Source organism: Porphyromonas sp. oral taxon 275, from assembly GCF_018127745.1.
Taxonomy (GTDB): Bacteria; Bacteroidota; Bacteroidia; order Bacteroidales; family Porphyromonadaceae; genus Porphyromonas.
Genome location: NZ_CP072333.1, coordinates 758,798 through 784,298, shown reverse-complemented (window position 1 = coordinate 784,298; position 25,501 = coordinate 758,798). Strand labels below are relative to the sequence as shown.

The following is a 25,501-nucleotide window of genomic DNA, read 5'->3' as shown; positions in this document are numbered from 1 at the left end:
AGGCCTTTCCCTAGCCTCTAGATGAGTAACGAAGCATTACCCCCGCCCCGTATGCCCGAATCCGCCTGCGCCGCGCTCGGTCTCCCCGAGCTCCTCGACGGGCTGCCATGCGACCTGCTCGTGTCGGGCGACGACGAGCTGTGCAATGCGCTCCCCGTCCTGTATCTCGAAGGGCTCGGCAGAGAGGTTGACCAGCGCAACCTTGATCTCGCCGCGGTAGTCGGCGTCTATCGTCCCTGGGCTATTCAGGACGGTAAGCCCGTGCTTGATCGCCAGCCCACTACGGGGACGCACCTGCGCCTCGTAGCCCTGGGGCAATTCGATGAATAGGCCTGTCGGTACGAGCACACGCCCGAGCGGAGCCAAGGTGATGGGAGCCTCTAGCTGTGCCCTAAGATCCATCCCTGCTGCCCCTGCCGTAGCGTAGGCGGGTAGAGCATGGCGCGAGCGGTTGACTATCTTGACCTCTAGCATATCTGTAGCGCTTTATTCGGGGTCCTTCCAGTCCCCGCCGTCCTTGATGAGCTTGATGAGGTGCTCCACGGCCTGCGCCTGTGGGACCCCCTTCTGGATGCACTCCTGCCCCTTGTATAGGTCGATCTTGCCAGGGGCGGCACCGACATAGCCGTAGTCCGCGTCCGCCATCTCCCCTGGACCATTGACGATACAGCCCATGATGCCGATCTTGAGCCCCTTGAGGTGCGAGGTCGCAGCCTTGATCTCAGCGATGGTATTTTGTAGGTTGTAGAGCGTCCGGCCGCAGCCAGGGCAACTGATAAACTCCGTCTTGCTCATCCTGAGGCGCGTCGCCTGCAGGATGCTGAGCTGCGTCTTGACGAGCTCATCGGGGGCAATCCCGTCGGCGGAGAGGCAGAGACCATTGGCCCAGCCATCAAGGAGGATGCTCCCACAGTCGGCGGCGGCATAGAGTCTGAAGGCGTCCAGCTCGGCCACGTCATAGTGACGACATAGGATAATGGGCGCCTCGACGCCTGCTCGGCGTAGCTGAGCGAAGCCCCAGCGCCACTCAGCGACGGGATTGGCTCCCGTGCTGCGTAGTAGGACAAGCGCCTCTACATCCTGCTGAATCTGTTCGAGGAGCGTCGCATCGAGCTCAGTCCCCGCCTCGAGCTCGTAGACACGTACCCCCACGATGGGCGTACCGCCGGGGAGCAAGAGCCGCTCGCCAGAGCGCAACACATCGGGGCGCTGCTCGGCGAAGGCCTCAGCCCCCTGCTCCGAGAGGACAATGGGGAGATTAGCCCCACCGACAAGGCGCCCTATGGCTCGGGACTCACGGCGGGCATCACGAGCCAAGGTGCGGTACTCAGCCCAAGACAAGCTATAGGAAGGCGCGGGAAGCTCGGCACGGGCGCTGATGTAGTCGACCAGCGCGCGCGCCACGGGGATCTCGCACTCGGGCTCCTCACTGAGGGATACGCGTATCGTATCGCCGATACCGTCGGCCAGGAGCGAGCCTATACCCACGGCGCTCTTGATACGACCGTCCTCGCCCTCACCTGCCTCCGTCACCCCGAGGTGCAGCGGATAGGCGGGATAGCCCAGCTCATCGAGGCGCTGCACCAGGAGACGCACGGCAGCCGTCATGACGAGCGTATTGGAGCTCTTCATCGAGATGACGATGTCGTGGAAGTCATGAGCACGGCAGACATCGAGGTACTCGAGGCAGCTCTGCACCATCCCCTCGGGCGTGTCCCCGTAGAGCATGACCATACGCTCGGAGAGTGAACCGTGATTGACCCCGATACGTATCGCACGGCCAAGCTCCTTGGCACGATCGACAAAGACCCCGAAGCGCTCCTCGACACGGGCGTGCATAGAGGCGAAGATCTCCTCAGTCCATTCCTTCACGCCCTTCGTATCAACATAGTTCCCCGGGTTGACACGTACCTTCTCTACGTACTCCAGTGCGGTGTCGGCCGCTGTGGGGTTGAAGTGGATGTCCGCCACGAGCGGCGTCGTGATCCCTTCGGCACGCAGTGCAGCGTGGATGGGGCCTAGGCTCAGGGCGACGCGCTTGTCCTGCGCCGTATAGCGCAGGTACTCTGCGCCCGCGCCGATGATGCGCTTGGCCTGAGCTACGGAGGCCTCCGTATCTAGGGTAGAGGTCGTGGCCATAGACTGGACACGTACGGGATAGTCTGCCCCCAGCGGCGTCGTACCTATAGATACGGCTACCGATCGACGGCGGGCGTAGTGGCAAGGCTCGGAGAGGAGCGAGGAGCTATGTTGGTCTGTCATATTGCTTGTGAACGTAGTAAACCCAAGCGCAGCACACGATGAGCTGCACCTGGGTTTACAACAGCGTGCTGGGAGGATTAGTTCGTCTTATAGCGGTACTTGAGCTCGGCGAGCTCGGCGTTGGCCTTGACGACCTTATCCTTGAGTGAAGCCTTGTATTCCTCAAGGCGCTGGTAGAGCTCGGGGTCACCCGTAGCCATCATCTGCACGGCCAGGAGTGCGGCATTCTCTGCGGCGTTGATCCCGACAGTAGCCACGGGGATCCCTGGAGGCATCTGCACGATGGAGTAGAGTGCATCGACGCCCTCGAGGCTGGCCTTGATGGGCACGCCGATGACGGGTACCGAGGTCATCGAGGCGATGACTCCACAGAGGTGCGCCGCCATGCCAGCGGCACCGATGATCACCTTGATCCCACGCTCATGGGCACTGGAGGCAAAAGCCTCTACCTCGCGAGGCGTGCGGTGTGCCGAGAGGGCAAGGATCTCGAAGGGTACGCCGAGGGCATCCAGGCGTGCTGCAGCCTTCTCCATGACGGGGAGATCCGAGGTGCTCCCCATGATGATGCTGACCTGAGGCTTTAGGCTCATCCTGCGATCAGAGCCTTGTAGTCATCAGCCGAGAGCAGGCCGTCGAGGTCCTCTGCATTGGCAGGCTTGACCTTGACGATCCAACCCTTGCCATAGGGGTCGCTATTGACGAGCTCGGGGGACTCCTCTAGCTCGGGATTGAGCTCAAGGATCTCTCCCTCGATGGGCAGCATGAGGTCGGAGACGGTCTTCACGGCTTCGATCGAGCCAAAGACTTCCTCGGCCTCTAGGCTATCGCCCTCCGTGTCTACATCGACGAAGACTATCTCACCGAGCTCGCCCTGAGCGTAGTCCGTGATCCCGACATAGACGACATCGCCCTCGAGGCGAGCCCATTCGTGCTCCTTGGTGTAGCGTAGTTCTTGAGGAATGTTCATGTTCGTAATGGGGTTATAAGTTAGGTGAATGTGATCTGCTTACATGCTCTTTATAGAGCAAATATAAGCAACATCTCGCAACTAAGGAAAAGGGAGCGCCCCTATCCCCCTAGCCACACCCCATCCTTGCCCCAATAGCATCGACTCTCCTCCCCGCAGTCTCCCCCTTCAAGCGGACTAAACAATCCCCTCGACGAAGCCCTAAAGCTAGCCTCCTTAGCCCCACGCCTCAAGGCAACGAGCAAGAAAGCCAAGCGAAGCAACTGCCTGCTGCTAGTTCCGCGAGGGATATCCCTCAGCCGCGTGACGGACGTCCCTCACGTGGCTGACTGACGGCACTCAGCTCTCTGACTGATATCCCTTGGAAGGCCTTCCCCCTATCCGAGAGCTAGACGAGCGTCCGTGCGTCCCTTCGCCTCATCCAATGGCAAAAGGCGGGGAGGAGGCTAAGCTAATTCGACCCGAGCCCCTTCCCCACCCCACAGACTCCGCCATCAAGGGGGATAAAAAGAGCGTGCGGCAAAGCTCCGAGGCTTTACCGCACGTTCCTTATATATTAGGGGCTTCTCGACGAAGGCCCCGAGTCACTAGAACTCTGCGCTACGTGGGGTACGTGGGAAGGGGATGACGTCGCGGATATTGGCCATACCCGTGACGAAGAGCAGCAGACGCTCGAAGCCTAGCCCAAAGCCCGAGTGAGGTGCCGTGCCATAGCGGCGAGAGTCGAGGTACCACCAGATGTCCTTCTCGGGCACACCGACCTCCTGAGCACGCTGGAGCAGCTTGTCGTAGTCGGCCTCACGCTCCGATCCGCCGATGATCTCCCCGATCTTGGGGAAGAGTACGTCCATACCGCGCACCGTCTTGCCATCCTCGTTGAGCTTCATGTAGAAGCTCTTGATCTCCTTGGGGTAGTCGGTGACGATGACGGGACGCTGGAAGTGCTCCTCGACGAGGTAGCGCTCATGTTCGCTGGCCATATCTGCGCCCCAGTAGATGGGGAACTCGAACTTGTGTCCAGCGGCTACTGCTGCCTCGAGGATCTCTATACCCTCGGTGTAGGTCATGCGCTTGAAGGGCTGTGCTAGGACGAAGCGTAGACGCTCGATAAGCTCCTTGTCGTAGTGCTCGGAGAGGAAGGTGAGGTCCTCCATGCAGTGATCCAGAGCCCACTGTACACAGTACTTGATGAAGTCCTCCGCTAGGTCCATATTCTCCTCGATCTCGAGGAAGGCGACCTCGGGCTCAATCATCCAGAACTCCGCCAGGTGACGGGGCGTATTGGAGTTCTCAGCGCGGAAGGTAGGGCCGAAGGTATAGATCGCCCCGAGCGCCATAGCCGCCATCTCCCCCTCGAGCTGGCCCGAGACGGTGAGCGAGGTAGGACGTGCGAAGAAGTCCTCCTTATAGTCTACAGCGCCCTCCTCAGTGCGAGGGAGGTTCTCTAGGTCCAGCGTCGTGACCTGGAACATCTGCCCAGCCCCCTCGGCATCACTGGCGGTGATGAGCGGCGTGTGGACGTAGAAGAAGCCACGTTCATGGAAGAAGCTATGGATGGCCATAGCCATGTGGTGGCGCATACGGTAGATCGCCCCGAAGGTATTGGTACGCGGACGCAGGTGCGCGATCTCTCGGAGAAACTCGAGGCTATGCCCCTTCTTCTGCAGTGGGTAGGTCGTGGGGTCGGCTGCACCGAGCACCTCGACGCGCTCCGCCTGGAGCTCTACCGTCTGCCCCTGCCCCTGTGAGGCGACAAGCGTACCGACGACACTGAGGCTGGCACCCGTGGTGATCAGCGTCAGCTCCTCGGGGGAGAACTTGGCTAGATCTAGGACGATCTGCAGGTTATGGATGATCGATCCGTCATTGAGGGCAACGAAGCTAACGGCCTTGTTACCACGGCGCGTACGCACCCAGCCCTTGACGAGGACTTGCTGCCCGACGAGCTCGCCGCGCAGTAGATCGATGATTTTAGTACGTTTCATTATGTATATGAGGTATGTAGATTGCTATTCGAAAGCGCCCATACGCAGGTTGTTGACCTCCTGCTCAGTAAGGTAGCGCCAGCGTCCACGTGGGAGGTTCTTCTTCGTCAGACCAGCGAAGTAGACGCGGTCCAACTTATGCACGTGGTAGCCCAGATGCTCGAAGATACGACGCACGATACGGTTGCGACCGGAGTGGATCTCTATCCCGACCTGGCTGAGATCATCCTCCTTGACGTAGCTCAAGGCGTCTGCGTGGATCTCGCCATCCTCGAGCTCGATGCCCTCAGCGATACGCTGCATGTCCTCGATGGATACGGGCTTGTCGAGCCAGACGTGGTAGATCTTCTTCTTCATGAAGGAGGGGTGCGTCAGCTTGGAGGAGAGATCGCCGTCATTGGTGATCAGGATGACCCCCGTCGTATTACGGTCGAGGCGGCCTACGGGATAGATACGCTCCTCACAAGCGCCCTTGACTAGGTCCATGACCGTCTGGCGGCACTCGGGGTCGTCGGAGGTGGTGACGCAGTTCTTAGGCTTGTTGAGGAGGATGTAGACCTTGCTCTGCGTAGATACTGGCTCGCCCTTGTAGCGGACATCGTCTAGGCGTGTGACACGCGAGCCCAGCTCGGTGACGACCTGCCCGTTGACCGTGATCTCCCCTGCGAGGATGAGCTGGTCAGCCTCACGACGCGAACAGACTCCGGCGTTGGCGAGGAACTTATTGAGGCGCAGATCCTGTGCGGGGTCTACAGCCTCGGCATACTTGATGGGTGCGGGCGGGGTGAAGGGGCGCTGCTTCTTACCCTTAGGGGCATTCTTGACCTTCTTCTTGCCGCCTGGACGTGGGCCTGCGGCATGAGGGCCAGGGCGCTGGGGGCGCTCACTGCGATTATAGTTGTAGCTGTAGTTGCCACTGGTACGCTCGGCCTGGTAGCGCTCGTCGTAGCGCGAGCGCTGCTCGCCAGCACGCTGCTGTGCATCGTCGAAGCCGCGATTCGAGGGGTAGGAAGGGCGAGGCGTGTGTGCTGGTCGTGGCGTGTCGTGGCCTAGGTCGTCCGAAGCGATGTACACACGGCGACGGCGTGAGGGTGTCGTCCCATGCGAGCTGGCCTGCAGGCCATCGGTCGAGGCGGTAGGGATACGACGGGTGCGTACTCGGGGCTTGGCCGATGGGGTACGCTGCTGATCAGGACGAGATAGCTTCTCTTTGTCTTCAGCCATGTTTAGGTGTTGTTAAGCTTGTTTTAAGATGATCTGGAGGACAGCCTCTCGGCTCCCCTTCGGTCAATGTAAGGATATAGTCCGCTCGGGACGGTAGGTCATATATATGCGTTGGTCGTGGCATCGCTACTTCCTCCTAAGGGTGGAGGGTGGTCCAAGTACGGAGTGATGCCTTTATTGGCACAAAGATACTAAGATTTTGGCGTATCTCACTCATCTACCCCGACCAAGCTGTCTGACCAGGCCCTTCCCTAGCGACTTTTAGCCCCCTTTAGGGAAGACGGGAGGGGCGAAGGAAGCATGGCGGATCTAAAGGACAAGGGGGAGGCCTCCTGAGGGATATCAGTCAGGGAGCTGAGTGCCGTCAGTCAGCCGCGTGAGGGGCGTCCCTCAGGAGGCTGAAGGATATCCCTCAATGCACGGGCTGCAGGCGATTGCCTCGCTCCGTATCCTTAGGCCCCTTACGCGGAGGCGTAGCAGAAGGGTAGCTTTCCAAGTACTTCGTCCTAGTGCTGCACGGGGCTCTCGTCAGCCAGGAGCTGCCCTAAGCGGGCACGTAGCAGTTCGGTCGCACGCGGATCCTCGAGCAGCTGGCTCAGCCCTCGAAGGAAGTGGCTCACCTTAGCCTCAGGGGTCTGCGGCTGGGGTGCGGGGCTCAGGCTAGCAGGCGCAGGCCTATCGCCCGCGGTCGGGAGCTGGGGGGCCGACACGAAGAGGCGCGTGGTGAAGAAGGTGAAGGGGCGTATCTCCTCGGGCAAGCGCTCCTCCTGCTCCACCAAGGGGAAGTAGGGACGGTAGGTATGGATAAACTTGTAGAAGGGCCCGATGAGGAAGGGATTGATGTGCTGCAGGATGGAGGACAGCTGTACGGGCGTATAGTGCTGTAGGTTCTCGACGTGGAGGTAGAGGTGCCGTATTTCGAGCTTCTTTACCGCTAGGGATAGGGGGTTCTTCCACTCCTTGAGGCAGTCGGCCTCGTGGATGTAGACGAAGGTCGCCCGCTGCCCCAGCTGCGCCTCCTGCTGCTGGATGAAGTGCTCCTGGGTCGTCACCTGCACGGGCAGCGTGATGTACTCGCTGTACTGCATCATGACGGACTGCCAGGACATCATCTCGTCCTCTGTCGCGACGACGATGTAGCCCCGCTCCTTGTGCTCCTCTCCCTGATAGATCTCCTCGACGAGGCGCGCCACCAGGTGCATGTAGAAGGCGTGGTGGTCTCCTACCAGGAAGCCATGACTCTGAAAGCAGAGGGCATAGAGGAGCTGCTCGAGCGGGGCGTAGCGGCTGCTCAGCTCCTGCTTGTCCCAGGGGATCGCCTTATCGGGATAGGCTGAGTCCAGCTCCACCTGCCACTGATCGTAGTGCACGACCTCACGCGCGAAGTCCTGGACGTCGTCGTAGCAGCGGAAGGAGGGTGAGATCTCCCGAGCCCTACGACAGATCTCATCCAGCTGGTAGTAGGCCGTCCTCGGTAGTACCCCCGTACGGTCGAAGTACTCCGCGAAGAGCTGCTCGAACTCCGCTCGATGGGACGACCCTATACGTACACGGATGCTACGCCCCCCCTTGTAGCTAACGAAGATCGAGGTGTATTCGGCAGCGTAGCTTAGCCCTGCCCAGGGGTAGCCCGGCACGTGATCCTGCAGGTAGAGCGCTACGGCCTCGAGGTGCTTGCAGGTCCCCAGCCCGTTGGTACGGAAGTCTAGGCAGGAGCAGAAGTTGCGGTCGCTCTGCACGCCACGGAAGGCGACCTTGTAGCGACCCGTCACTCCGGAGACCAGGTAGTCGCCCCAGATGCGGTTACGATCCAGGTGCTCGACCTTGAAGTTGCTCATCTGCGCCGTCTCGCGGCGTAGGGCTACCTGCCACTCCTCGATGGTCATATCATCGGGGCAGATCTTGTTGGAGAGGCGATTCCCTAGTTTCATAAGCTGTGTTCTTCTTGTATGGTGTAGTCCTACTTAGCCTTCTTGGATCCCTTCATCTCCTCCTTGAGGTAGGGCGCGGTGGGGCTATCCTTGCGCTTGATGAGCTCCTCGGGACTCCCTGCAAAGACGAGTTCTCCCCCACTCCGCCCCCCGTCGAGGCCGATCTCGATGATGTAGTCCGCACTCCTCAGCACATCGAGGTTGTGCTCGATGACGATGACCGTATTTCCTCGATCCACCAGGCGGCGCAGGATGCCGAGCAGGACGCGGATGTCCTCGAAGTGCAGGCCAGTGGTCGGCTCATCGAGTATGTAGACCGTGCGCCCCGTATCGCGCTTGGAGAGCTCGGAGGCGAGCTTGATGCGCTGGCTCTCCCCACCCGAGAGGGTCGTGGAGGACTGCCCTAGCTTGATATAGCCTAGGCCTACCTCCTGCAGCACCTGTAGCTTCTTGAGGATGGGAGGCACGTGGGCGAAGAACTCAACGGCGGCATTGATCGTCATATCCAGGACGTCGGCGATGGACTTCCCCTTGAAGCGTACCTCGAGCGTCTCCCTATTGTAGCGGCGTCCGTGGCAGACCTCACAGGGGGCATAGACGTCAGGGAGGAAGTTCATCGCTATGGTCTTGTAGCCGTTCCCCGAGCAGGTCTCGCAGCGCCCACCCGAGACGTTGAAGGAGAAGCGCCCAGGCTTGTAACCGCGCATCTTACTCTCGGGAAGCCCTACGAAGAGGTTGCGGATGTCGGTGAAGACGCCCGTATAGGTGGCGGGATTACTGCGCGGCGTGCGTCCGATCGGCGCCTGATCCACCGCCACGACCTTGTCGACGAGCTCCAGCCCCTCTATGGAATCATAGGCAAGGGGCTCCTGCAGCGATCCGTAGAGCCTCTGGCTGAGGATGGGGTATAGGGTGTCGTTGATGAGCGTACTCTTGCCGCTACCCGAGACCCCAGCCACGCAGATGAGGTTACCGAGGGGGAAGCTGACGTCGATACCCTTGAGGTTGTTCCCGCGTGCGCCCTTGAGGAGCAGCTTCTCAGAGCTGATCGGCTTGTGCTGCTCGACGTCTACCTCCTCCTCACCCCGCAGATAACGAGCTGTGAGGGTCTCGGTCTTCATCATGTCAGCAGGGCTGCCCATGAAGACGACCTCACCGCCGAGGCGTCCCGCACGGGGTCCCATGTCGATGATATGGTCGGCCTCGAGCATCATATCCTTATCGTGCTCGACGACGATGACGGTATTGCCGAGGTCGCGCAGCTTCTGCAGGGAGTGGATGAGGCGTAGGTTGTCCCGCTGGTGCAGGCCGATGCTGGGCTCGTCGAGGATGTAGAGCACCTCGACGAGCTGCGTCCCTATCTGCGTCGCCAGACGTATGCGCTGGCTCTCACCGCCCGAGAGGGTGGAGGACACGCGGTTCATCGAGAGGTAGCCCAGCCCGACATCTAGGAGGAAGGAGAGGCGCGTGCGTATCTCCTTGAGCACCTCGGTGGCGATCTGTCGCTGGGACTCCGAGAGCTCCTTCACTACCTCGTCGATCCAGGCCGTGAGCTGTGTCAGCTCCATCATCCCTACCTCGCCGAGGTTCTTGTCCCCTATATAATAATGTAGAGCCTCTTGATTCAGTCGCCCACCGTGGCACTCGGGGCAGACCTCGCCCTTGGTGAACTGGCTCATCCAGCGCTCGCTCTCACGACTGCTCTCGACCTCCTCGACTTGACTCATCAGGTAGGCGCCGAGACCATCGTAGCTCAGGGGGATGCCCTTGAGCTCGGGCATACGCTCGTCGGCGAGGGTGATGGGCTCCGAACTCCCCTCTAGGATCTCGGTGAGTAGATCCTCGGGGAGGCTCTTGATCGGCGTCTTGAGGCTAAGCTCGTAGCGCTCGCACAGCGCCTCGATCTGGGCAAAGACTAGGTTGCGCTTGTATTTACCTAGCGGGATGATCCCTCCCTGATAGATACTCTTGCTTGGGTCGGGGATGATGCTGGCAGGGTCTATGACGCGGATCTCCCCCATCCCCTTGCAGCGAGGGCAAGCTCCGTTGGGCGAATTAAAGGAGAAGTTGTGCGGCGCGGGTTCGCTGTAGGATAGCCCCGTCTCGGGATCCATCAGATGACGGCTGTAGTAGGCTATGGTATTGTGCTCGAGCTCCTGCACCATCATCACGCCATCCCCCTCGCGCAGCGTCAGCCTCAGGCTAGCCAGCAGGCGGTCCTTATTCTTGGCCGAGATGGTCAGCTTATCCGTCTGCACCTCTACACTATGGATCTTGTAGCGGTCGAGCTTCATCCCGTAGGTCAGCTCACGCAGCTCGCCGTCGACACGCACGGTGAGGTAGCTCTTCTTGCGCAGCTGCTCGAAGAGCTCCTTGTAGTGCCCCTTACGCTGCTTGACCACGGGCGCCAAGAGGAGTACCCGCTTGCCCTCGTAGCGCTCCAAGAGCAGCTCTAGGATCTGCTCCTCGGTATAGCGCACCATGGGGCGCCCCGTGAGGTAGGAGCGTGCCTCACCAGCACGCGCGTAGAGCAGACGGAAGAAGTCGTAGATCTCCGTCACGGTGCCGACCGTGGAGCGCGGGTTGCGGTTCGTCGTCTTCTGCTCGATGGAGATCACGGGCCCGAGGCCATCGATCTGCTCCACGTCGGGGCGCTCCATACCGCCCCCGAGGAAGCCGCGGGCATAGGAGCTAAAGGTCTCTATGTACCGGCGCTGGCCCTCGGCATAGATCGTATCGAAGGCGAGGGACGACTTGCCACTACCGCTCAGCCCGGTGAATACCGTGAGCGAATAGCGGGGAATATGGGCATCTATGTTCTTGAGGTTGTGCACGCGCGCTCCCCGTATCTCTAAGTCCTGCATCTACAGCTGATATATCAAATAAAGCAAGGCAGCCCCTTAGCTCAAGGACTGCTATAGATACAAATATAAGTAAAAAGCGTCGTAGCTCGCTGCCCCCAAGCTACTTCCCCCCGCACATCCCACACGCCTCGCCGTAGGACGAGGCCCGACAAGGCATCTCCCCACGAGCGAAGCCTCACCACAGCTCGGCCTAAGCCAAAGGCCCCTCACACCCTCGAGGAGGTCTCGCCTAAGCCCTTCGTACCCGCTCCCCCTCAGGGGTGAGCGCGCTGACTGATATCCATCACGAGGCTGACTGACACCCCTCAGCGCCGTGACTGATATCCCTCAGCGGGCTGAGGGATATCCCTAGAACGCTCCCTCTCCTAAGGGAGACCAGCCCAGGAGACAAAGGGGACGAAGAGCTAAGCTAGGCGCGGGCTGCTCCGCTAGCGCGAGGCTAGAGCGAGAAAAGCCGTATCTTTGCACTATCCTAGGCCTACTATGAGCGCTAGGGTCTCCGATCTATGAACAATCGCTTAGCAGAGCAAATATCCTACCTCCTCCTTCGGCATAGCTATGTCGTAGTGCCGCAGCTCGGGGGCTTCATCCGCGAAGCACTCCCCGCCAGCTACCAGCACGAGCAGCATCTCGCCTATCCGCCGAGCGCCGAGCTCCACTTCAGCCAGGAGCTGCAGCACAGTGATGGGCTGCTGGAGGCACGCTATGCGCTCCTCCTGGGGATCTCGCTGCGCCGCGCGCGCCTCATCCTCGAGGAGGAGGTCAAGCAGCTGCGGCACATCCTCATACAGCGTGGGCAGTATCAGCTGCCCCTACTCGGCACACTCGAGCTGACGGGAGCGGGCAAGATCAACTTCGTCCCCTACAGCAGCTCCAAGCTCCTACAGGGTATCGCCTACGGGCTTAGTCCGCTCTCCCTCCCCCTCCTCCAGCAGGAGACAGCTGCAGGGAGCTCCGAGCCCCTGCCCAAGGCACACGAGGCGCCCCAGACCGAGCGTCCCAGCCGCGACTACATACAGCTACGCATCCCCAAGCGCGTCGCGGCCTATGCCGCCTCCATCATCATCCTCATCCTGAGCCTCATCCCCTGGCAGCAGAGCCCCGTGACGGAGCAATACTTCCAGGCAGGCTTCACCCCGACGCCCGAGGCGGCACAGAGCCTCTGGGGACACAGCAGCCTCGCGACGCAACCCAAAGAGGAGGCACCCGCCGCACCCGCTGACAGGGGTCTCCGCTGGGGTAGCTCGGGCGACGGACGCTACTACGTGATCATCGCTACCGAGCGCGGCGAGGAGCGTCTACTGAGCTACTACGAGGAGGCGCGCCACCAGATCGAGGAGCCTGAGGCCATCGTCGCCCTGCGCTCACGCCACAGCTCGACGCTCCGCCTGGCCGCGGCTTCCTTCGACGACGCAGCGGCAGCCTACAACTACCTCAATAGGCTGGTGAAGGCACACCGTGCCTACAGCTCCTCCTGGGTCTTCCATAACAAGTAGTGCCCGACTCGCCTCCATCAGCATACAGCGAGGATAGGCAACTCCCCTCAGCCCAAGCGCTGGCCGACGCGATCAAGCAGGAGGCTCGGCGCCTGGGCTTCGCAGCCTGTGGCATCGCCCTAGCCGAGGCCGTCCCCGAGGAGATCCTAGCGGGCTACGACCAGTGGATCGACGAGGGGCACCACGGCACCATGGAGTACCTGCAGCGCAACCGAGAGCTGCGGGCCGACCCGCGCCTCCTCCTGCCTGGGACACGCTCGCTGATCATGGTCGCCATGAACTATTACCCCGAGCGCAAGCAGGATCCCGAGGCACCCCAATTCGCCTACTACGCCTACGGCCGCGACTACCACAAGGTCGTCAAGAAGCGCCTCGACCAGCTGCTCCACTACATGCGTGAGGGGCTAGGGCTCGAGGTCGAGGGGCGTGCCTTCTCCGACTCGGCGCCCATCATGGAGCGCTACTGGGCGGAGCGCGCAGGTTTCGGCTGGCGAGGCAAGAACAGCCTCTTGATCATCCCCCGCGCAGGCAGCTACTTCTTCCTCGGCGAGCTGTTGGTCTCGATCGACCTGCCTCCCGACAGCCCGATGCAGTCCCTCTGCGGGCGCTGCACCCGCTGCCTCCAGAGCTGCCCCACCGAGGCCATCACCCACCCCGGCAAGATCGACGCCCGTCGCTGTATCAGCTACCTCACGATCGAGTCCAAGGCCGAGATCCCGCCCGAGCTCAGGGAGCGTATCGGCCGCCGCGTCTATGGCTGCGATGCCTGCCAGCAGTGCTGCCCCTGGAATCGCTTTGCCCGTCCCACGACGGTCGCCGACTATGCTCCCCGCGAGGCGCTCCTAGCGCTCACCGCAGAGCAGCTCGACCAGCTGAGTGAGGAGGAGTACCTCGCCCTCTTCGCAGGCACAGCCGTCAAGCGCGCTGGTCTCAGCGGCCTACAGCGTACGATGCGCGGCCTGCGCGCCAACTTCGAGGACTAAGCCGACGGACATCCTTGCACGGCGGCAATTTGTGCAGACAGACACCTTTACATATCTTTGTCCTAGACGGGAGACCGCCTGTAGAGCCCTCCTATTAGCAAACCTATAACTCAATGAGTAGCGACCAAGCAAACTTTTTCGTCCGCGCCTTCCGGCTCTACCGTGATGGCTTCCGCGGCCTCACACCGACGAGCAAGAAGCTCTGGCTCATCATCGCCATCAAGCTTTTCATTATGTTCGCCGTGCTGCGCGCCTTCTTCTTCCCCAACTTCCTCAAGCAGCAGGCCTCCGAGCGCCACGTAGAGAAGTCCGAGGTCGTCGGGGACGAACTGATCCAGCGCCGTGCTGTGGACAGCCTCCCTAGCCACTAGACAGGCTGCCTCCAGCGCCCATATCAAAGGAATAGAACCAACCCAATACGCTAATCACTATTTACAATGGATGTAACATCATTACTCGCATGGTCACGTGCGCAGTTTGCTCTGACAGCTATGTACCACTGGCTGTTCGTGCCGCTGACGCTCGGGCTGGGGGTCATCATGTCCCTGGCTGAGACCCAGTACTACCGTACCGGTGACCCCTTCTGGAAGAAGTCAGCACAGTTCTGGCAGAAGCTCTTCGGGATCAACTTCGCTATCGGCGTCGCCACGGGGATTATCCTTGAGTTCCAGTTCGGGACGAACTGGTCCAACTATAGCTGGTTCGTCGGAGACATCTTCGGCGCGCCTCTCGCCATCGAGGGCATCTTGGCCTTCTTCATGGAGTCGACCTTCATCGCCGTGATGTTCTTCGGCTGGGGCAAGGTCAGCAAGGGCTTCCACCTGGCCTCCTCCTGGCTCACCATCGTCGGTGCGACCATCTCGGCCGTATGGATCCTCATAGCCAATGCCTGGATGCAGAACCCCCAGGGGATGATCTTCAACCCCGAGACGATGCGCAACGAGATGCACGACTTCTGGGCCGTAGCTCTGTCACCGACGGCAGTCATCAAGTTCCTCCACACCGTCACGACCTCGTGGACACTGGGGAGCTTCTTTGCCCTTGGGATATGCGCCCTCTATCTGCTGCGTGGCCACCACACGGACTTCGCTCGTCGCAACCTCAAGATCATCGCTCCCTTTGGCCTGCTGGCAGCTATCCTCTCAGCTGAGACGGGACACCTCTCTGCCGTAGACGTAGCGAAGAATCAGCCAATGAAGCTCGCCGCCATGGAGGCCATCTACGACACGGGCAAGAGCACCGCAGACGGCCACACCGCTGATGGTGAAGGCGTAGGCCTTGGTATCATCGGCGTCCTCAACCCCTCCAAGCAGCGTCCCGACGACGCTGAGCCCTCGCACCTCTTTAGCATCGAGGCGCCCCGCCTCCTCTCCTTCATGGTCGCGAACAATGGGACGCACTACGTACCTGGTATCAACAACATCCTCGAGGGCGGCTATCACCTCCCCGATGGCACGGTAGCCCTCTCGGCAGAGGAGAAGATGCAGCGCGGCCGCCAGGCTATCGACGCGCTCAACGCCTTCCGTGCGGCGCGCAAGGCGGGCGACAGCGTAGCGGCTCAGGCCCAGCGTCAGATCCTCGAGGAGCACTTCCCCTACTACGGCTACGGCTACTTCGACAGCAAGTACGAGACGGTGCCCAATGTACCTCTGACCTACTACTCCTTCCGTGCTATGGTCGGTCTGGGCGGCGCCTTCCTACTGCTCTACCTACTGCTGACCTGGTACGCCTACAAGCGCAACGATAAGCTCCAGTCCACCCGCTGGCTGCTATGGATAAGCCTGATCCTGACCCCCATGGCCTGGATCGCTACTGAGGCAGGCTGGGTCGTAGCGGAGGTAGGACGTCAGCCCTGGACCATCCAGAACCTCCTACCCGTGCAGGCAGCTATCTCCAAGATCGAGGCAAGCTCCGTGATCATCACCTTCACGCTCTTCGCCCTGCTCTTCACCATCATGCTCGTGGCTGAGGTGAACATCATGCGCAAGGCCATCAAGTCGGGCCCCGAGCAGCACTAAAGTCGAATCCTCTAGCAACACAGCATACAATGGATTACGCATTCTTCCAATCCTACTGGTGGCTCCTGATCTCGGTCCTCGGGGCACTCCTCGTCTTCCTCCTCTTCGTCCAGGGAGGCCAGTCCCTCTTCTTCAGCCTCGGCAAGGAGCAGCTCGAGCGCAAGCTCCTGGTGAACTCCGTAGGGCGCAAGTGGGAATTCACCTTCACCACACTGGTGGTCTTCGGCGGTGGCTTCTTCGCCTCCTTCCCCCTCTTCTACTCCACCAGCTTCGGCGGTGCCTACTGGGTGTGGATGCTCATTCTCTTCTGTTTCATCATCCAGGCCGTGTCCTATGAGTATCAGAATAAGAATGGGAACGTCCTCGGGAGCCGCACCTACCAGACCTTCCTCTTCATCAATGGGCTCCTGGCACCTATCCTCCTCGGAGCTGCGGTGTCAACCTTCTTCACCGGATCTACCTTCCAGGTGAACAAGGAGGCTATCGCTGACCTCTCGGGCGCCAGCCAGGTGATCTCGGAGTGGCTCCCCTATAAGGGGCTACAACTGCATGGTCTGGAGGCGGTGCTCAACGTGTGGAACGTCATCTTCGGCCTGGCGATCTTCTTCCTCTCACGCACCACGGCACTGCTCTTCTTCATCAATAACATCGATGACGAGACCATCTACCGCCGCTCACGCGCTGCGCTGGCCTGGAATGCCGCTGCCTTCCTGCTGCTCTTCCTCGGCTACCTCTTCTTCCTGCTGACCAAGCAGGGCTTCGCCTATGATCCAGCGAACCCCGACGTCACCTTCCTCGTGGACTACAAGTACTGGCTCAATCTCGTCGAGATGCCTGCCGTCTTGGCGATCTTTCTCCTCGGGGTGGTCCTCGTGCTGGCTGGTATCCTACTGACCCTCCTCAAGGAGGGCTTCCGCAAGGGGATCTGGTACGAAGGCATCGGTGTGGTACTGACCGCACTGGCGCTCTTCCTCATCGCAGGCTGGAACAACACCTCCTACTACCCTGCCTACAGCCCTGAGATGCCCGAGATCATCAACAACTCGCTGAACATCCGCAACAGCTCCTCGAGCCCCTTCACGCTCAAGACGATGAGCTTCGTCTCGCTGCTCATCCCCTTCGTACTGGCGTACATCATCTACGCTTGGCGCGCTCTGGATCTACACAAGATCACGCGTAAGGAGATGGAGGATCCCCACGGGCACAACTACTAGTCGGCTACCTCAGCCCTAGCCCTCTATAAGCGGAGCGGCTGCAAGATCTAGATGCTAGATCCTTGCAGCCGCTCCCGCATTTAAGGCGCCCCCCCAATCAGCACAGTTTTTCCCCACGCCTCCGCGTACGTTCCCAGTGCTGTCTATTGCCCAGCACAAAGCCCTCCTCACCGCAATACGTAGAAAGGCGAAGCGAAGCCCCTGCTTAGTCTAAGCTCCAGGACTGATACCCCTCAGCTGGCTGACTGGTATCCCTCACGAGGCTGACTGACGTTCCTCAGCACGCTGACCGATATCCCTCACGAGCCCTCCCTCTATAGGCACGATCTGCCGAGGCCTAGCTGCCCTGAGCTTGACTACCGAGGAGGGGTGGAAGTCAAAGGAAGTCTTAGCCCTCACGCCAAGCCTCCCTCGCTCCCGCTATTGTGTATACGGCAGAATTGGGCTACCTTTGCGCCAGCGATGCCCAGATGGTGAAATGGTAGACACGAGGGACTTAAACTCCCTTAGCCAATTAGGCTGTGCCGGTTCGAGCCCGGCTCTGGGTACAGCAGCACGAGCCTGATTAAGGATGAGCCCCGAGCGCCCTGTGGCACTCGGGGCTCTTTGCCTCAGCTAGTCCTCAGGCCCGCTCCTGGGCGAGCATTTGCCAAAGTCCTCAATTATTGATACCTTTGCCGTGCAATTGGGAGGCACCGCTCCTCCCGTCCCCACCTCTCCTTGTGTCCTCAGTTCTACTATACAGCGCAGTGAGAGATATGATGGTTGGGTAGCTCAGCTGGATAGAGCAATAGCCTTCTAAGCTATCGGTCCTGGGTTCGAATCCCAGCCCAATCACTCGACGGATACGCATCCCTCCCCCCCTTTCCCCTCCCGCTTATACATCCTCAACTATCGTCTCCAGAGAGCTATGGGAGGCCTTGGGCTAGGGATCCTAGAGCCCGTGGCAGCGCCTATCTGACAGGCGGCTTGTCCCTCTAGCGTCAGTCTCGTCACCAAGCACCGACGTTATATTCACACATATGCAACGATACAACATCACTGAGCTACTGGCCAAAAGCCAAGAGGAGCTCAATAGCATCGCCGAAGAGCTGAGCATGAAGCTCGGGGACTACGCCGATAAGCAAGCGCTCATCTACGGCATCCTCGACCAGCAGGCTACCTCCATCGCGGAGACCCAGACGGTCAAGCGCAGCTCCGAGCGCCCCAAGAGCCGAACCAAATCTAAGAATCCAATGCCCAAAGAACAAGCCGAGAGCACAGCCGTAGCCCCTACTGTTGAAGCTCAATCCCCCGAAGAAGAGAGCGCACCCAAGCAGCGCAAGCGCGGACGCCCCACCAAGGCTGAGCTCGCCGCCCGTGCCGAGCAGGAGCGCAACCAGGCCCTTGAGGCCGTAGCTAAGGCCTCCGAGGAGGAAGCTACTCCCGAGAGCGTCGCAGCCCCTCAGCCCGAGGGAGCCAGCAGCGCGCAGCCAGCCCCTAAGTCTAGCCAGAGCCGAAGCCGCGGCCAGCGCAGCCAGCGTGCGGTAGCCGCGAGCGCTGAGCCCAGCGAGCAGACAGAGAGCCCTAAGGAGCCCAGCACGAGCGAGACCGAGGCAGCGGCCAGCCCTAGCCCCGCGCAGATGGTCTTCCGCCACAAGGACAGCAAGTCCGTACTCGACCAGGTGCTCCCAGCCTTCAACACCCCCGCCAAGCCCCAGCGTCCCGAGCCCAAGGCAAGCAACAACGCAGGCCCTGCACAGCGCTCTAATGCGCCTCGCACGCAGCCCGTGCAGCAGCCCGAGTTCAACTTCGAGGGTATCCTCGAGTGCAGCGGCGTCCTCGAGATTCTCCCCGACGGCTACGGCTTCCTACGCTCGGCAGACTACAACTACCTGCCCTCACCCGACGATATATACCTCTCGGCCGCCCAGGTCAAGCAGTGGAGCCTCCGTCCTGGTGACCTCGTCGAAGGCTTCATCCGTCCTCCTCAGGAGGGGGACAAGTACTTCCCCTTCGACAAGATCACCCGTGTCAACGGCCGTACGCCCGCCGAGATGCGCGACCGCGTACCCTTCGACCACCTGACACCGATCTTCCCCGAGGAGAAGTTCAACCTCGCCGCAGGCAATAGCCCCGCAGTCCAGGACAAGACGGCTATGCGTATCGTCGACCTCTTCGCCCCCATCGGTAAGGGACAGCGCGGCCTCATCGTAGCGCAGCCCAAGACGGGTAAGACGATGCTGCTGAAGAATATCGCCAACGCCATCGCTGCCAATCACCCCGAGGTCTACATGATCATCCTGCTCATCGACGAGCGTCCCGAGGAGGTCACCGATATGGCCACGAGCGTCAATGCTGAGGTCATAGCCTCGACCTTCGACGAGCCTGCCGAGCGCCACGTCAAGATCGCCGAGATCGTCCTCAACAAGGCTAAGCGCATGGTCGAGAGTGGTCAGGATGTCGTCATCCTCCTTGACTCCATCACCCGCCTGGCACGTGCCTACAATACGGTACAGCCTGCCTCGGGTAAGGTACTCTCCGGTGGGGTCGATGCCAATGCGCTGCAGAAGCCTAAGCGCTTCTTCGGTGCTGCGCGCAACATCCGCGGTGGCGGTAGCCTCACCATCCTCGCCACAGCGCTGCAGGAGACGGGCTCCAAGATGGATGACGTCATCTTCGAGGAGTTCAAGGGGACGGGTAACATGGAGCTGCAGCTCGACCGTCGCCTGGCGAACAAGCGTATCTTCCCCGCCATCGACCTGGTGGCCAGCAGCACGCGCCGCGACGACCTCCTGCTGGGCGACAAGACCGGCACCCTCATGTGGGGCGTGCGCAAGGTACTCTCCGAGATGAACCCCATCGAGGCCCTCGAGCGTGTCAAGGGGCTCATGCTCCGCACCAAGAACAACGAGGAGTTCTTCGCCGAAGCCAATAGCTAGGCCTCCGAAGCCTCTTCCCCCTACCAAGCAGGGCGGTATACGCAGCGAGCGTATACCGCCCTGCTTTCTTTTGCTCCGCCTCCTCCATGCCCTCGTGCTACGGAGGCTAAGTCCCCCCGAGCGTCTTCCCCGCTCGGAGGCTAAGCAATGCGGGGGATAAGGGAGCGCTCTTCTGAGGGATATCAGTCAGGAGGCTAAGTGCCGCCAGTCAGGAGGCTAAGGGGTATCAGTCAGCTCTATGAGGGCTATCCCCCAGAGCGCTCGGACAAGGAACTCAGCTGGCTGTAGTCCCGCATGCCCATAGGCTACCAGCGGCTGCGCAAGCCCCTGCGGGGCGACCCGTCCAAAGCCCAGGGTGAGGGAAGGCTGTAAGCCTGACGGAACCCTGGGAGAAAGAGCCCCATACATGGAGAGCCCTACAGGGGCGACCATCCAAACGGAGCAAAGCGAGATCAGAGCCGTACAGCTACAACGCTACGACCACTTTGTGGGTCGCCCCTGTAGGGCTCTATCCTTATTGATGAAGGCTACCCAGGGTTTGGTCGCCCTTACAGGGCTACGCACCCTGGGCTCTAGAGGGATTGCCCCTATAGGGGCTTAGCTCCATCTGACAACTGCTCTCTGAGGATTAAGTGAGCGCCACGCTATACGACCATACGTGAGCGCCCAGCGACAAGCTAGGCATATGGCACTTAGTCTGCTGACGCGTCGGTACTGGAGCTTAGGCGAGCTCTCGCCAAGATTAAGTACCTTTGGATACCATCAAACATCTTAGTACATCATGAGTAAGTCTACACCTCGAGGCCGCAAGGCACGCAGCCTACTCCTGGCAGCAGCGCTCGGCGTCTCTTTCCTCGGCCATGCCCAAAGCAACTACCAGCCCAGCCAAAGTAATCTAGAGGCACGCAAAGCCTTCCGTGACCACGGCTTCGGCATCTTCCTCCACTGGGGGCTCTACAGCACCTTTGCGCAGGGCGAGTGGTACATGACCGTTGCGAATATCAATCACGCCGAGTATGCCAAGGCAGCAGCGGGCTTCTACCCCAGCCGCTTCGACGCCGATGCTTGGGTAAAGGCGATCAAGGCCTCGGGTGCAGGCTACCTGACCATCACCTCACGTCATCACGACAGCTTCTCCCTCTGGGACACGAAGCAGAGTGACTATAATATGGTACGCGCCACGCCCTTCCGCCGCGATGTACTACGCGAGCTGCACGATGCCTGCCGCCGCCATGGACTGGGCTTCCATATCTACTACTCCCTACTCGATTGGAGCCGTGAGGACTACTACCCCCTCGGCCGCACGGGTCGAGGTACGGGACGCACCAAGCACGGCCAGTGGTCGAGCTACGATGCCTTCATGAAGGCACAGCTCACCGAGCTCGTCCGTGACTACGATGCCGACGCGATCTGGCTGGACGGCGAGTGGGACCATGATCAGAACCCCAGCTTCGATTGGGGCTTCCCCGCTCTATACAGTCTCATCCATCAGCTCAAGCCAAGCTGCCTCATCGGGAACAACCACCACGGCACGCCGCACGCAGGGGAGGACTTCCAGATGTTCGAGCGCGATGTCCCTGGAGCCAATACCGCAGGGCTCTCGGGCCAAGCCATCAGCAAGCTCCCCCTGGAGACCTGCCAGACGATGAACGGGATGTGGGGCTACAAGATCGCCGACCAGAACTACAAGAGCGACACGACGCTCATCCGCCTGCTCGTATCCACTGCAGGCCGTGACGCCAACCTCCTGCTGAACATCGGCCCCGAGCCCTCGGGTGCCCTGCCTGCACTTGCCCTCGACCGCCTGAGTAAGATCGGAGCCTGGATGCAGCGCTACGGAGCGACCGTCCGAGGCGTGCGCGCTGGGCTGCTCCCCCCGCAAGAGTGGGGCGTGACGACGCAGCGAGGCAAGACCCTCTACCTGCACATCCTCGACTGGAGTAGCCGCCTGCTCTCGCTCCCCCTCACCACGCCCGTCAAGCGCGTCCTCAGCTACGACACGCAGCGCCCCATACGCTACCAGCAGTCCAGGGACGGGTTGACCCTGAGCTTCGACCAGGCACCCTCCACGGCCAACGCCGTCGACTACATCGTCCAGGTAGAGCTACGCTGATGAAGTACTTGATCGAGAACTGCGCGGGCAGCGCCCTCAGCGCCCTGCGCGCCCAGGAGGGCGGCGCTCAGCGTGTAGAGCTCTGCGCTGCCCTCAGCGAAGGTGGCCTGAGCCCCTCCTACGGCGAGGTCAAGCTGGCACGCCGTCTCATCGACATCAAGCTACACGTGCTAGTACGCCCACGCTCGGGCGACTTCCTCTACAGCCCACTGGAAGAGGAGCTGATGCTGGAGGACATCCGCCAGTATCTAGCCCTCGGCGTGGACGGCTTCGTCCTGGGGGCCTTGACCCCCGAGGGGGACATTGACTGCCCGCTGATGGAGCGCCTCATCGCGGCTACCGAGGGATGCCCCGTAACCTTCCACCGCGCCATCGATATGTGCCGTGACCCGCTCGAGGCGCTGGAGGACATCATCGCCCTCGGCTGTCAGCGGGTCCTCAGCTCGGGGGCAGCCCCTACAGCCCTCGAGGGTGCGCCGCTGCTGCGTCAGCTCGTGGAGCGCTCCGCTGGGCGCATCCGCATCATGCCAGGCGGCGGCATCACGCCCGAGAACATCCAGCAGGTAGCCCTAGAGACAGGGGCCCACGAGCTGCACCTCTCTGCGCGTAGCCCCGTAGCCAGTGCCATGCGCTACCGCAACCCTCGGGTCAGCATGGGTGGTGGAAACGGCGTGGACGAATACGCCCAGCTCCTCACCGACCCGAGCAAGATACGCGCTGCCCACCTGGCACTCGAGCAGCTTCCCTAAGATCATCCCTCATCCCTACACTATGAAAGCTCTTCTCCTTAGCCTCGGGCTCCTCAGCCTGCCGCTCACACTAGGTGCCCAGACGCCGAAGGCGCGCACGACGCAGCTGCAGCAGGACTTCGCCCTGAAGCAGCGCAGCTTCCCCCGAGGCGGCTTCTTCGATATCTTCCAGCAGCAACTCCAGCCCGCTGAGCGCTCCGCCCTAGAGTTCCTCTACGCCTATATGCCCTCCAGTGACCTACTGAACCGCAGCGGGGAGTACTATCTGGCCAACGTCCGCACGACCTTGCGGGCACGCCAGGAGCTGCCTTGGGGCAAGGCGATCCCCGAGCGCGAGTGGCGGCACTTCGTCCTGCCCCTGCGCGTCAATAATGAGGCGCTCGACGACTTCCGCACCGCTCGCTACACCGAGCTACGAGATCGTGTGCGCAGGCTCAGCCTCCGTGAGGCCATCCTTGAGGTCAACCACTGGTGCCACGAGCACGTGACCTACAACCCCAGCGACGCGCGCACCTCCTCGCCGCTCTGTACCCTTGCCTCGGCGACGGGACGCTGTGGAGAGGAATCGACGCTCTTGGTGGCCGCCCTGCGCACCATAGGCATCCCTGCCCGCCAGGTCTATACGCCACGCTGGGCGCATACGGATGACAACCATGCTTGGGTCGAGGCTTGGGTCGATGGCCGCTGGCACTTCCTCGGCGCTTGCGAGCCTGAGCCCGTGCTGGACCTAGCGTGGTTCAATGCCCCCGTGTCCCGCGCGATACTCGTCCATACCAAGGCCTTCGGGCACTACGATGGGCCCGAGCCCGTCATCAGCCGCACGCCGACCTACACCGAGATCAACGTCATCGAGGGCTACGCCCATGCGGCGACCTGCCTCGTGGAGGTACGGGATACGAAGGGCCGACCTGTACCGCACGCCGAGGTGGAGTTCAAGCTGTACAACTACGGCGAGCTCTACACCGTGGCGCGCCAGCGCTGTGACGCCCAGGGACGCACGCGCTTCACCTCGGGTCAGGGCGACCTCATCGCCTACGCCAGCCAGCCTAAGGGCTCGAGCTATGTCTATGGGCTGAAGCAGATACGCTTCGGTCAGGATAAGGCCGTGCGCCTCGTGCTCGATCATCAGGCAGGCGAACGGCTACAGCTCGACCTCAAGCTGACGCCTCCGAGCGAGGCGGCACGCTATCCCGAGGTCAGCGCCGAGGCACGCCAGCGCAATACTCAGCGCTTCGCCTGGGAGGACAGCCTACGCACCCGCTACCTGGACAGCCTACGCGCCGAGCAGGTCTTCGGCCTCGATGCCCGAGCCAATGTGGGCGTCCTGAGGCAGTTCGTCGAGGAGTCAACAGACAAGGCTAAGGCCCGCGCCCTGCTCTACGTGCTCTCGGCCAAGGACCTGCGTGACGTGCCCTTAGCCGTGCTGCGTGACCACCTCCAGCATAGCCAGCCCCAGCCCAGCATCGCGGCTGACAGCGCCCTCTGCATGCGCTATGTCTACAACCCACGCTTTGCTCACGAGGCGCTGACGCCCTACAAGGCGGCGCTACGGCAGGCGCTCCCGAGCGAGCTCAGGCAGCAGTTCGACCGCAGCCCCGAGGCGATCGTCGCTTGGTGTCGCAAGGAGATCGCGCTGGACAAGGACTTCAACCCGCTCGGCTACCCCACCGAGCCGCTGCAGGTATGGCGTAGTCGCCGCGCTGACAGCCATTCGCGGACGCTGCTCTGCCTCTCGCTCCTGCGCAGCTGCGGCTGGGCGGCGCGCCTCGAGCCCGTCACGGGGAAGGCGCAGTACTACCACGAGGGTCAGTGGCAGGACTTCGCCCTCGAGGAGGCTGCCGCAGCTAGCTCGGTCAGCCCGCAGGGGACACTTCGCCTGGCCTACCAGGACAACGGCATCCTAGACAACCCAAAGTACTACTACCACTTCACCTTGAGCCGCTTCGACCGCTCGGGGCGTCTGCACCTACTGAGCTACGACGAGGATGCCAACGGACTGGAGCAAGGCAGCGCCTGGCGTCCTACCTTCAAGCGCGGCACCAAGCTCGACGCGGGGCAGTACCTCCTCGTCTCGGGCTCGCGCCTAGCGGACGGCAGCGTACTGGCCCAGCTGCGTAGCCTCGACATCAAGGCAGGACAGGAGCATAGCGACAGCCTCGTGATGCGCCGCGACAGCACCGCCATCGCTGTGCTGGGCAACTTCAGCTCCGAGAGCCGCTACCGTCCCCTCAGCCTTGGCGAGGATAAGAAGCTAAGCCCCGCGGGTGAGGAGCGAAGCCTGCTGAGCAGCACGGGTCGCGGCTACTACGTCCTCTGCCTCATGGATGCGGGCAGCGAGCCGACCAAGCACGCCCTCCGCGATCTCATCGGCGAGGCCCCCGCGCTGGAGCAGCTCGGCCGTCCCATCGCCCTCCTATTCCCCGACAGCACCGCAGCGGCAGGCTACCGTCCCGAGGACCGCGCAGGTCTACCGCAGCAGACCTTCTTCGGCCTCGATACGGAGGGTCTGGCCAAGCAGCTGACCGAGCGCTTCAAGCTACGCGCAGGCCTCTACCCCATCATCGTCGTGGCCGACACCTTCGACCGCGTGGTCTTCGTCTCGCAGGGCTATACGATCGGCCTGGGACGCCAGCTGAGGGAGACGCTCACGCGCCTGACCCAGGCCAGCTCCGCCTGCGAGCGCGGTGGTTGCACCAAGGACTAAGCGCCCCCACCGAAGGCTTGCCGCACGCGCTCGCTTAGCCTTCGACGAAAAGTGGCTAATCTTTTGACAA

General features: G+C 61.5%; 17 protein-coding genes and 2 tRNA genes. 11 read left to right on the top strand and 8 right to left on the bottom strand.

Annotated features, from left to right (window positions below; genetic code table 11):
- Positions 1–36: 36 nt before the first annotated feature.
- The 8 genes from dut to uvrA all read right to left on the bottom strand — a co-directional run bounded on the left by dut (position 37) and on the right by uvrA (position 11,233).
- Positions 37–474, bottom strand: a complete 438-nt coding sequence (gene dut, locus J4862_RS03160) for a dUTP diphosphatase (RefSeq protein ID WP_211789286.1) — start codon at positions 472–474, stop codon at positions 37–39.
- Positions 475–486: 12 nt separating this feature from the next.
- A complete protein-coding gene (gene ispG, locus J4862_RS03155; protein WP_211789285.1) occupies positions 487–2,262 on the bottom strand; it encodes a (E)-4-hydroxy-3-methylbut-2-enyl-diphosphate synthase in 1,776 nt (591 codons plus the stop codon).
- Between the two features lie 77 nt (positions 2,263–2,339).
- Positions 2,340–2,852: a 5-(carboxyamino)imidazole ribonucleotide mutase gene (gene purE / locus J4862_RS03150; RefSeq protein WP_249107445.1), complete on the bottom strand. Its 513-nt coding sequence runs from the start codon at positions 2,850–2,852 to the stop codon at positions 2,340–2,342.
- Entirely contained in the window at positions 2,849–3,229 is a 381-nt protein-coding gene (gcvH, locus tag J4862_RS03145) for a glycine cleavage system protein GcvH (protein WP_211789284.1), read from the bottom strand. The genes purE and gcvH overlap by 4 nt, the downstream gene beginning before the upstream one ends.
- A 587-nt stretch (positions 3,230–3,816) precedes the next feature.
- Positions 3,817–5,223: an asparagine--tRNA ligase gene (gene asnS / locus J4862_RS03140; RefSeq protein ID WP_211789535.1), complete on the bottom strand. Its 1,407-nt coding sequence runs from the start codon at positions 5,221–5,223 to the stop codon at positions 3,817–3,819.
- A gap of 15 nt (positions 5,224–5,238) precedes the next feature.
- Positions 5,239–6,438, bottom strand: a complete 1,200-nt coding sequence (locus J4862_RS03135) for a pseudouridine synthase (protein ID WP_211789283.1) — start codon at positions 6,436–6,438, stop codon at positions 5,239–5,241.
- Between the two features lie 506 nt (positions 6,439–6,944).
- A complete protein-coding gene (locus J4862_RS03130; RefSeq protein WP_211789282.1) occupies positions 6,945–8,369 on the bottom strand; it encodes an SWIM zinc finger family protein in 1,425 nt (474 codons plus the stop codon).
- A 29-nt stretch (positions 8,370–8,398) separates the two neighbouring features.
- Positions 8,399–11,233, bottom strand: a complete 2,835-nt coding sequence (uvrA, locus tag J4862_RS03125) for an excinuclease ABC subunit UvrA (RefSeq protein WP_211789281.1) — start codon at positions 11,231–11,233, stop codon at positions 8,399–8,401.
- A gap of 506 nt (positions 11,234–11,739) precedes the next feature.
- Here uvrA and J4862_RS03120 point away from each other — a divergent pair.
- The 11 genes from J4862_RS03120 to J4862_RS03070 all read left to right on the top strand — a co-directional run bounded on the left by J4862_RS03120 (position 11,740) and on the right by J4862_RS03070 (position 25,431).
- Positions 11,740–12,729, top strand: a complete 990-nt coding sequence (locus J4862_RS03120; RefSeq protein ID WP_211789280.1) for a hypothetical protein — start codon at positions 11,740–11,742, stop codon at positions 12,727–12,729.
- A 59-nt stretch (positions 12,730–12,788) separates the two neighbouring features.
- The gene (gene queG / locus J4862_RS03115) at positions 12,789–13,712 is read left to right on the top strand and encodes a tRNA epoxyqueuosine(34) reductase QueG (protein ID WP_211789534.1); all 924 of its coding nucleotides are present in this window, start codon (positions 12,789–12,791) and stop codon (positions 13,710–13,712) included.
- A gap of 113 nt (positions 13,713–13,825) precedes the next feature.
- Positions 13,826–14,083, top strand: a complete 258-nt coding sequence (locus J4862_RS03110) for a DUF4492 domain-containing protein (protein WP_211789279.1) — start codon at positions 13,826–13,828, stop codon at positions 14,081–14,083.
- A gap of 66 nt (positions 14,084–14,149) precedes the next feature.
- Positions 14,150–15,730 (top strand): cytochrome ubiquinol oxidase subunit I, encoded by a 1,581-nt coding sequence (locus tag J4862_RS03105; RefSeq protein ID WP_211789278.1) that lies wholly within the window; start codon positions 14,150–14,152, stop codon positions 15,728–15,730.
- A 29-nt stretch (positions 15,731–15,759) separates the two neighbouring features.
- Positions 15,760–16,944, top strand: a complete 1,185-nt coding sequence (locus J4862_RS03100; RefSeq protein WP_211789277.1) for a cytochrome d ubiquinol oxidase subunit II — start codon at positions 15,760–15,762, stop codon at positions 16,942–16,944.
- Between the two features lie 464 nt (positions 16,945–17,408).
- Positions 17,409–17,492, top strand: a tRNA-Leu gene (locus J4862_RS03095).
- A 215-nt stretch (positions 17,493–17,707) separates the two neighbouring features.
- A tRNA-Arg gene (locus J4862_RS03090) sits at positions 17,708–17,781 on the top strand.
- Positions 17,782–17,966: 185 nt separating this feature from the next.
- Positions 17,967–19,865 (top strand): transcription termination factor Rho, encoded by a 1,899-nt coding sequence (gene rho, locus J4862_RS03085; protein WP_211789276.1) that lies wholly within the window; start codon positions 17,967–17,969, stop codon positions 19,863–19,865.
- Positions 19,866–20,646: 781 nt separating this feature from the next.
- A complete protein-coding gene (locus J4862_RS03080) occupies positions 20,647–21,978 on the top strand; it encodes an alpha-L-fucosidase (protein WP_211789275.1) in 1,332 nt (443 codons plus the stop codon).
- Positions 21,978–22,727 carry a copper homeostasis protein CutC gene (locus J4862_RS03075; RefSeq protein ID WP_211789274.1) on the top strand — a complete coding sequence of 250 codons (750 nt, stop codon included), beginning with the start codon at positions 21,978–21,980 and terminating at the stop codon, positions 22,725–22,727. Before J4862_RS03080 ends, J4862_RS03075 begins: the two co-directional genes overlap by 1 nt.
- A gap of 22 nt (positions 22,728–22,749) precedes the next feature.
- Entirely contained in the window at positions 22,750–25,431 is a 2,682-nt protein-coding gene (locus J4862_RS03070; protein WP_211789273.1) for a transglutaminase family protein, read from the top strand.
- Positions 25,432–25,501 lie beyond the last annotated feature (70 nt).

Bases quoted from the DNA above. Each gene is read 5' to 3' on its own strand.
- dut (WP_211789286.1), bottom strand. From the start codon at position 474: ATGCTAGAGGTCAAGATAGTCAACCGCTCGCGCCATGCTCTACCCGCC.
- ispG (WP_211789285.1), bottom strand. From the start codon at position 2,262: ATGACAGACCAACATAGCTCCTCGCTCCTCTCCGAGCCTTGCCACTAC.
- purE (WP_249107445.1), bottom strand. From the start codon at position 2,852: ATGAGCCTAAAGCCTCAGGTCAGCATCATCATGGGGAGCACCTCGGAT.
- gcvH (WP_211789284.1), bottom strand. From the start codon at position 3,229: ATGAACATTCCTCAAGAACTACGCTACACCAAGGAGCACGAATGGGCT.
- J4862_RS03135 (WP_211789283.1), bottom strand. From the start codon at position 6,438: ATGGCTGAAGACAAAGAGAAGCTATCTCGTCCTGATCAGCAGCGTACC.
- J4862_RS03130 (WP_211789282.1), bottom strand. From the start codon at position 8,369: ATGAAACTAGGGAATCGCCTCTCCAACAAGATCTGCCCCGATGATATG.
- uvrA (WP_211789281.1), bottom strand. From the start codon at position 11,233: ATGCAGGACTTAGAGATACGGGGAGCGCGCGTGCACAACCTCAAGAAC.
- J4862_RS03120 (WP_211789280.1), top strand. From the start codon at position 11,740: ATGAACAATCGCTTAGCAGAGCAAATATCCTACCTCCTCCTTCGGCAT.
- J4862_RS03110 (WP_211789279.1), top strand. From the start codon at position 13,826: ATGAGTAGCGACCAAGCAAACTTTTTCGTCCGCGCCTTCCGGCTCTAC.
- J4862_RS03105 (WP_211789278.1), top strand. From the start codon at position 14,150: ATGGATGTAACATCATTACTCGCATGGTCACGTGCGCAGTTTGCTCTG.
- J4862_RS03100 (WP_211789277.1), top strand. From the start codon at position 15,760: ATGGATTACGCATTCTTCCAATCCTACTGGTGGCTCCTGATCTCGGTC.
- rho (WP_211789276.1), top strand. From the start codon at position 17,967: ATGCAACGATACAACATCACTGAGCTACTGGCCAAAAGCCAAGAGGAG.
- J4862_RS03080 (WP_211789275.1), top strand. From the start codon at position 20,647: ATGAGTAAGTCTACACCTCGAGGCCGCAAGGCACGCAGCCTACTCCTG.
- J4862_RS03075 (WP_211789274.1), top strand. From the start codon at position 21,978: ATGAAGTACTTGATCGAGAACTGCGCGGGCAGCGCCCTCAGCGCCCTG.
- J4862_RS03070 (WP_211789273.1), top strand. From the start codon at position 22,750: ATGAAAGCTCTTCTCCTTAGCCTCGGGCTCCTCAGCCTGCCGCTCACA.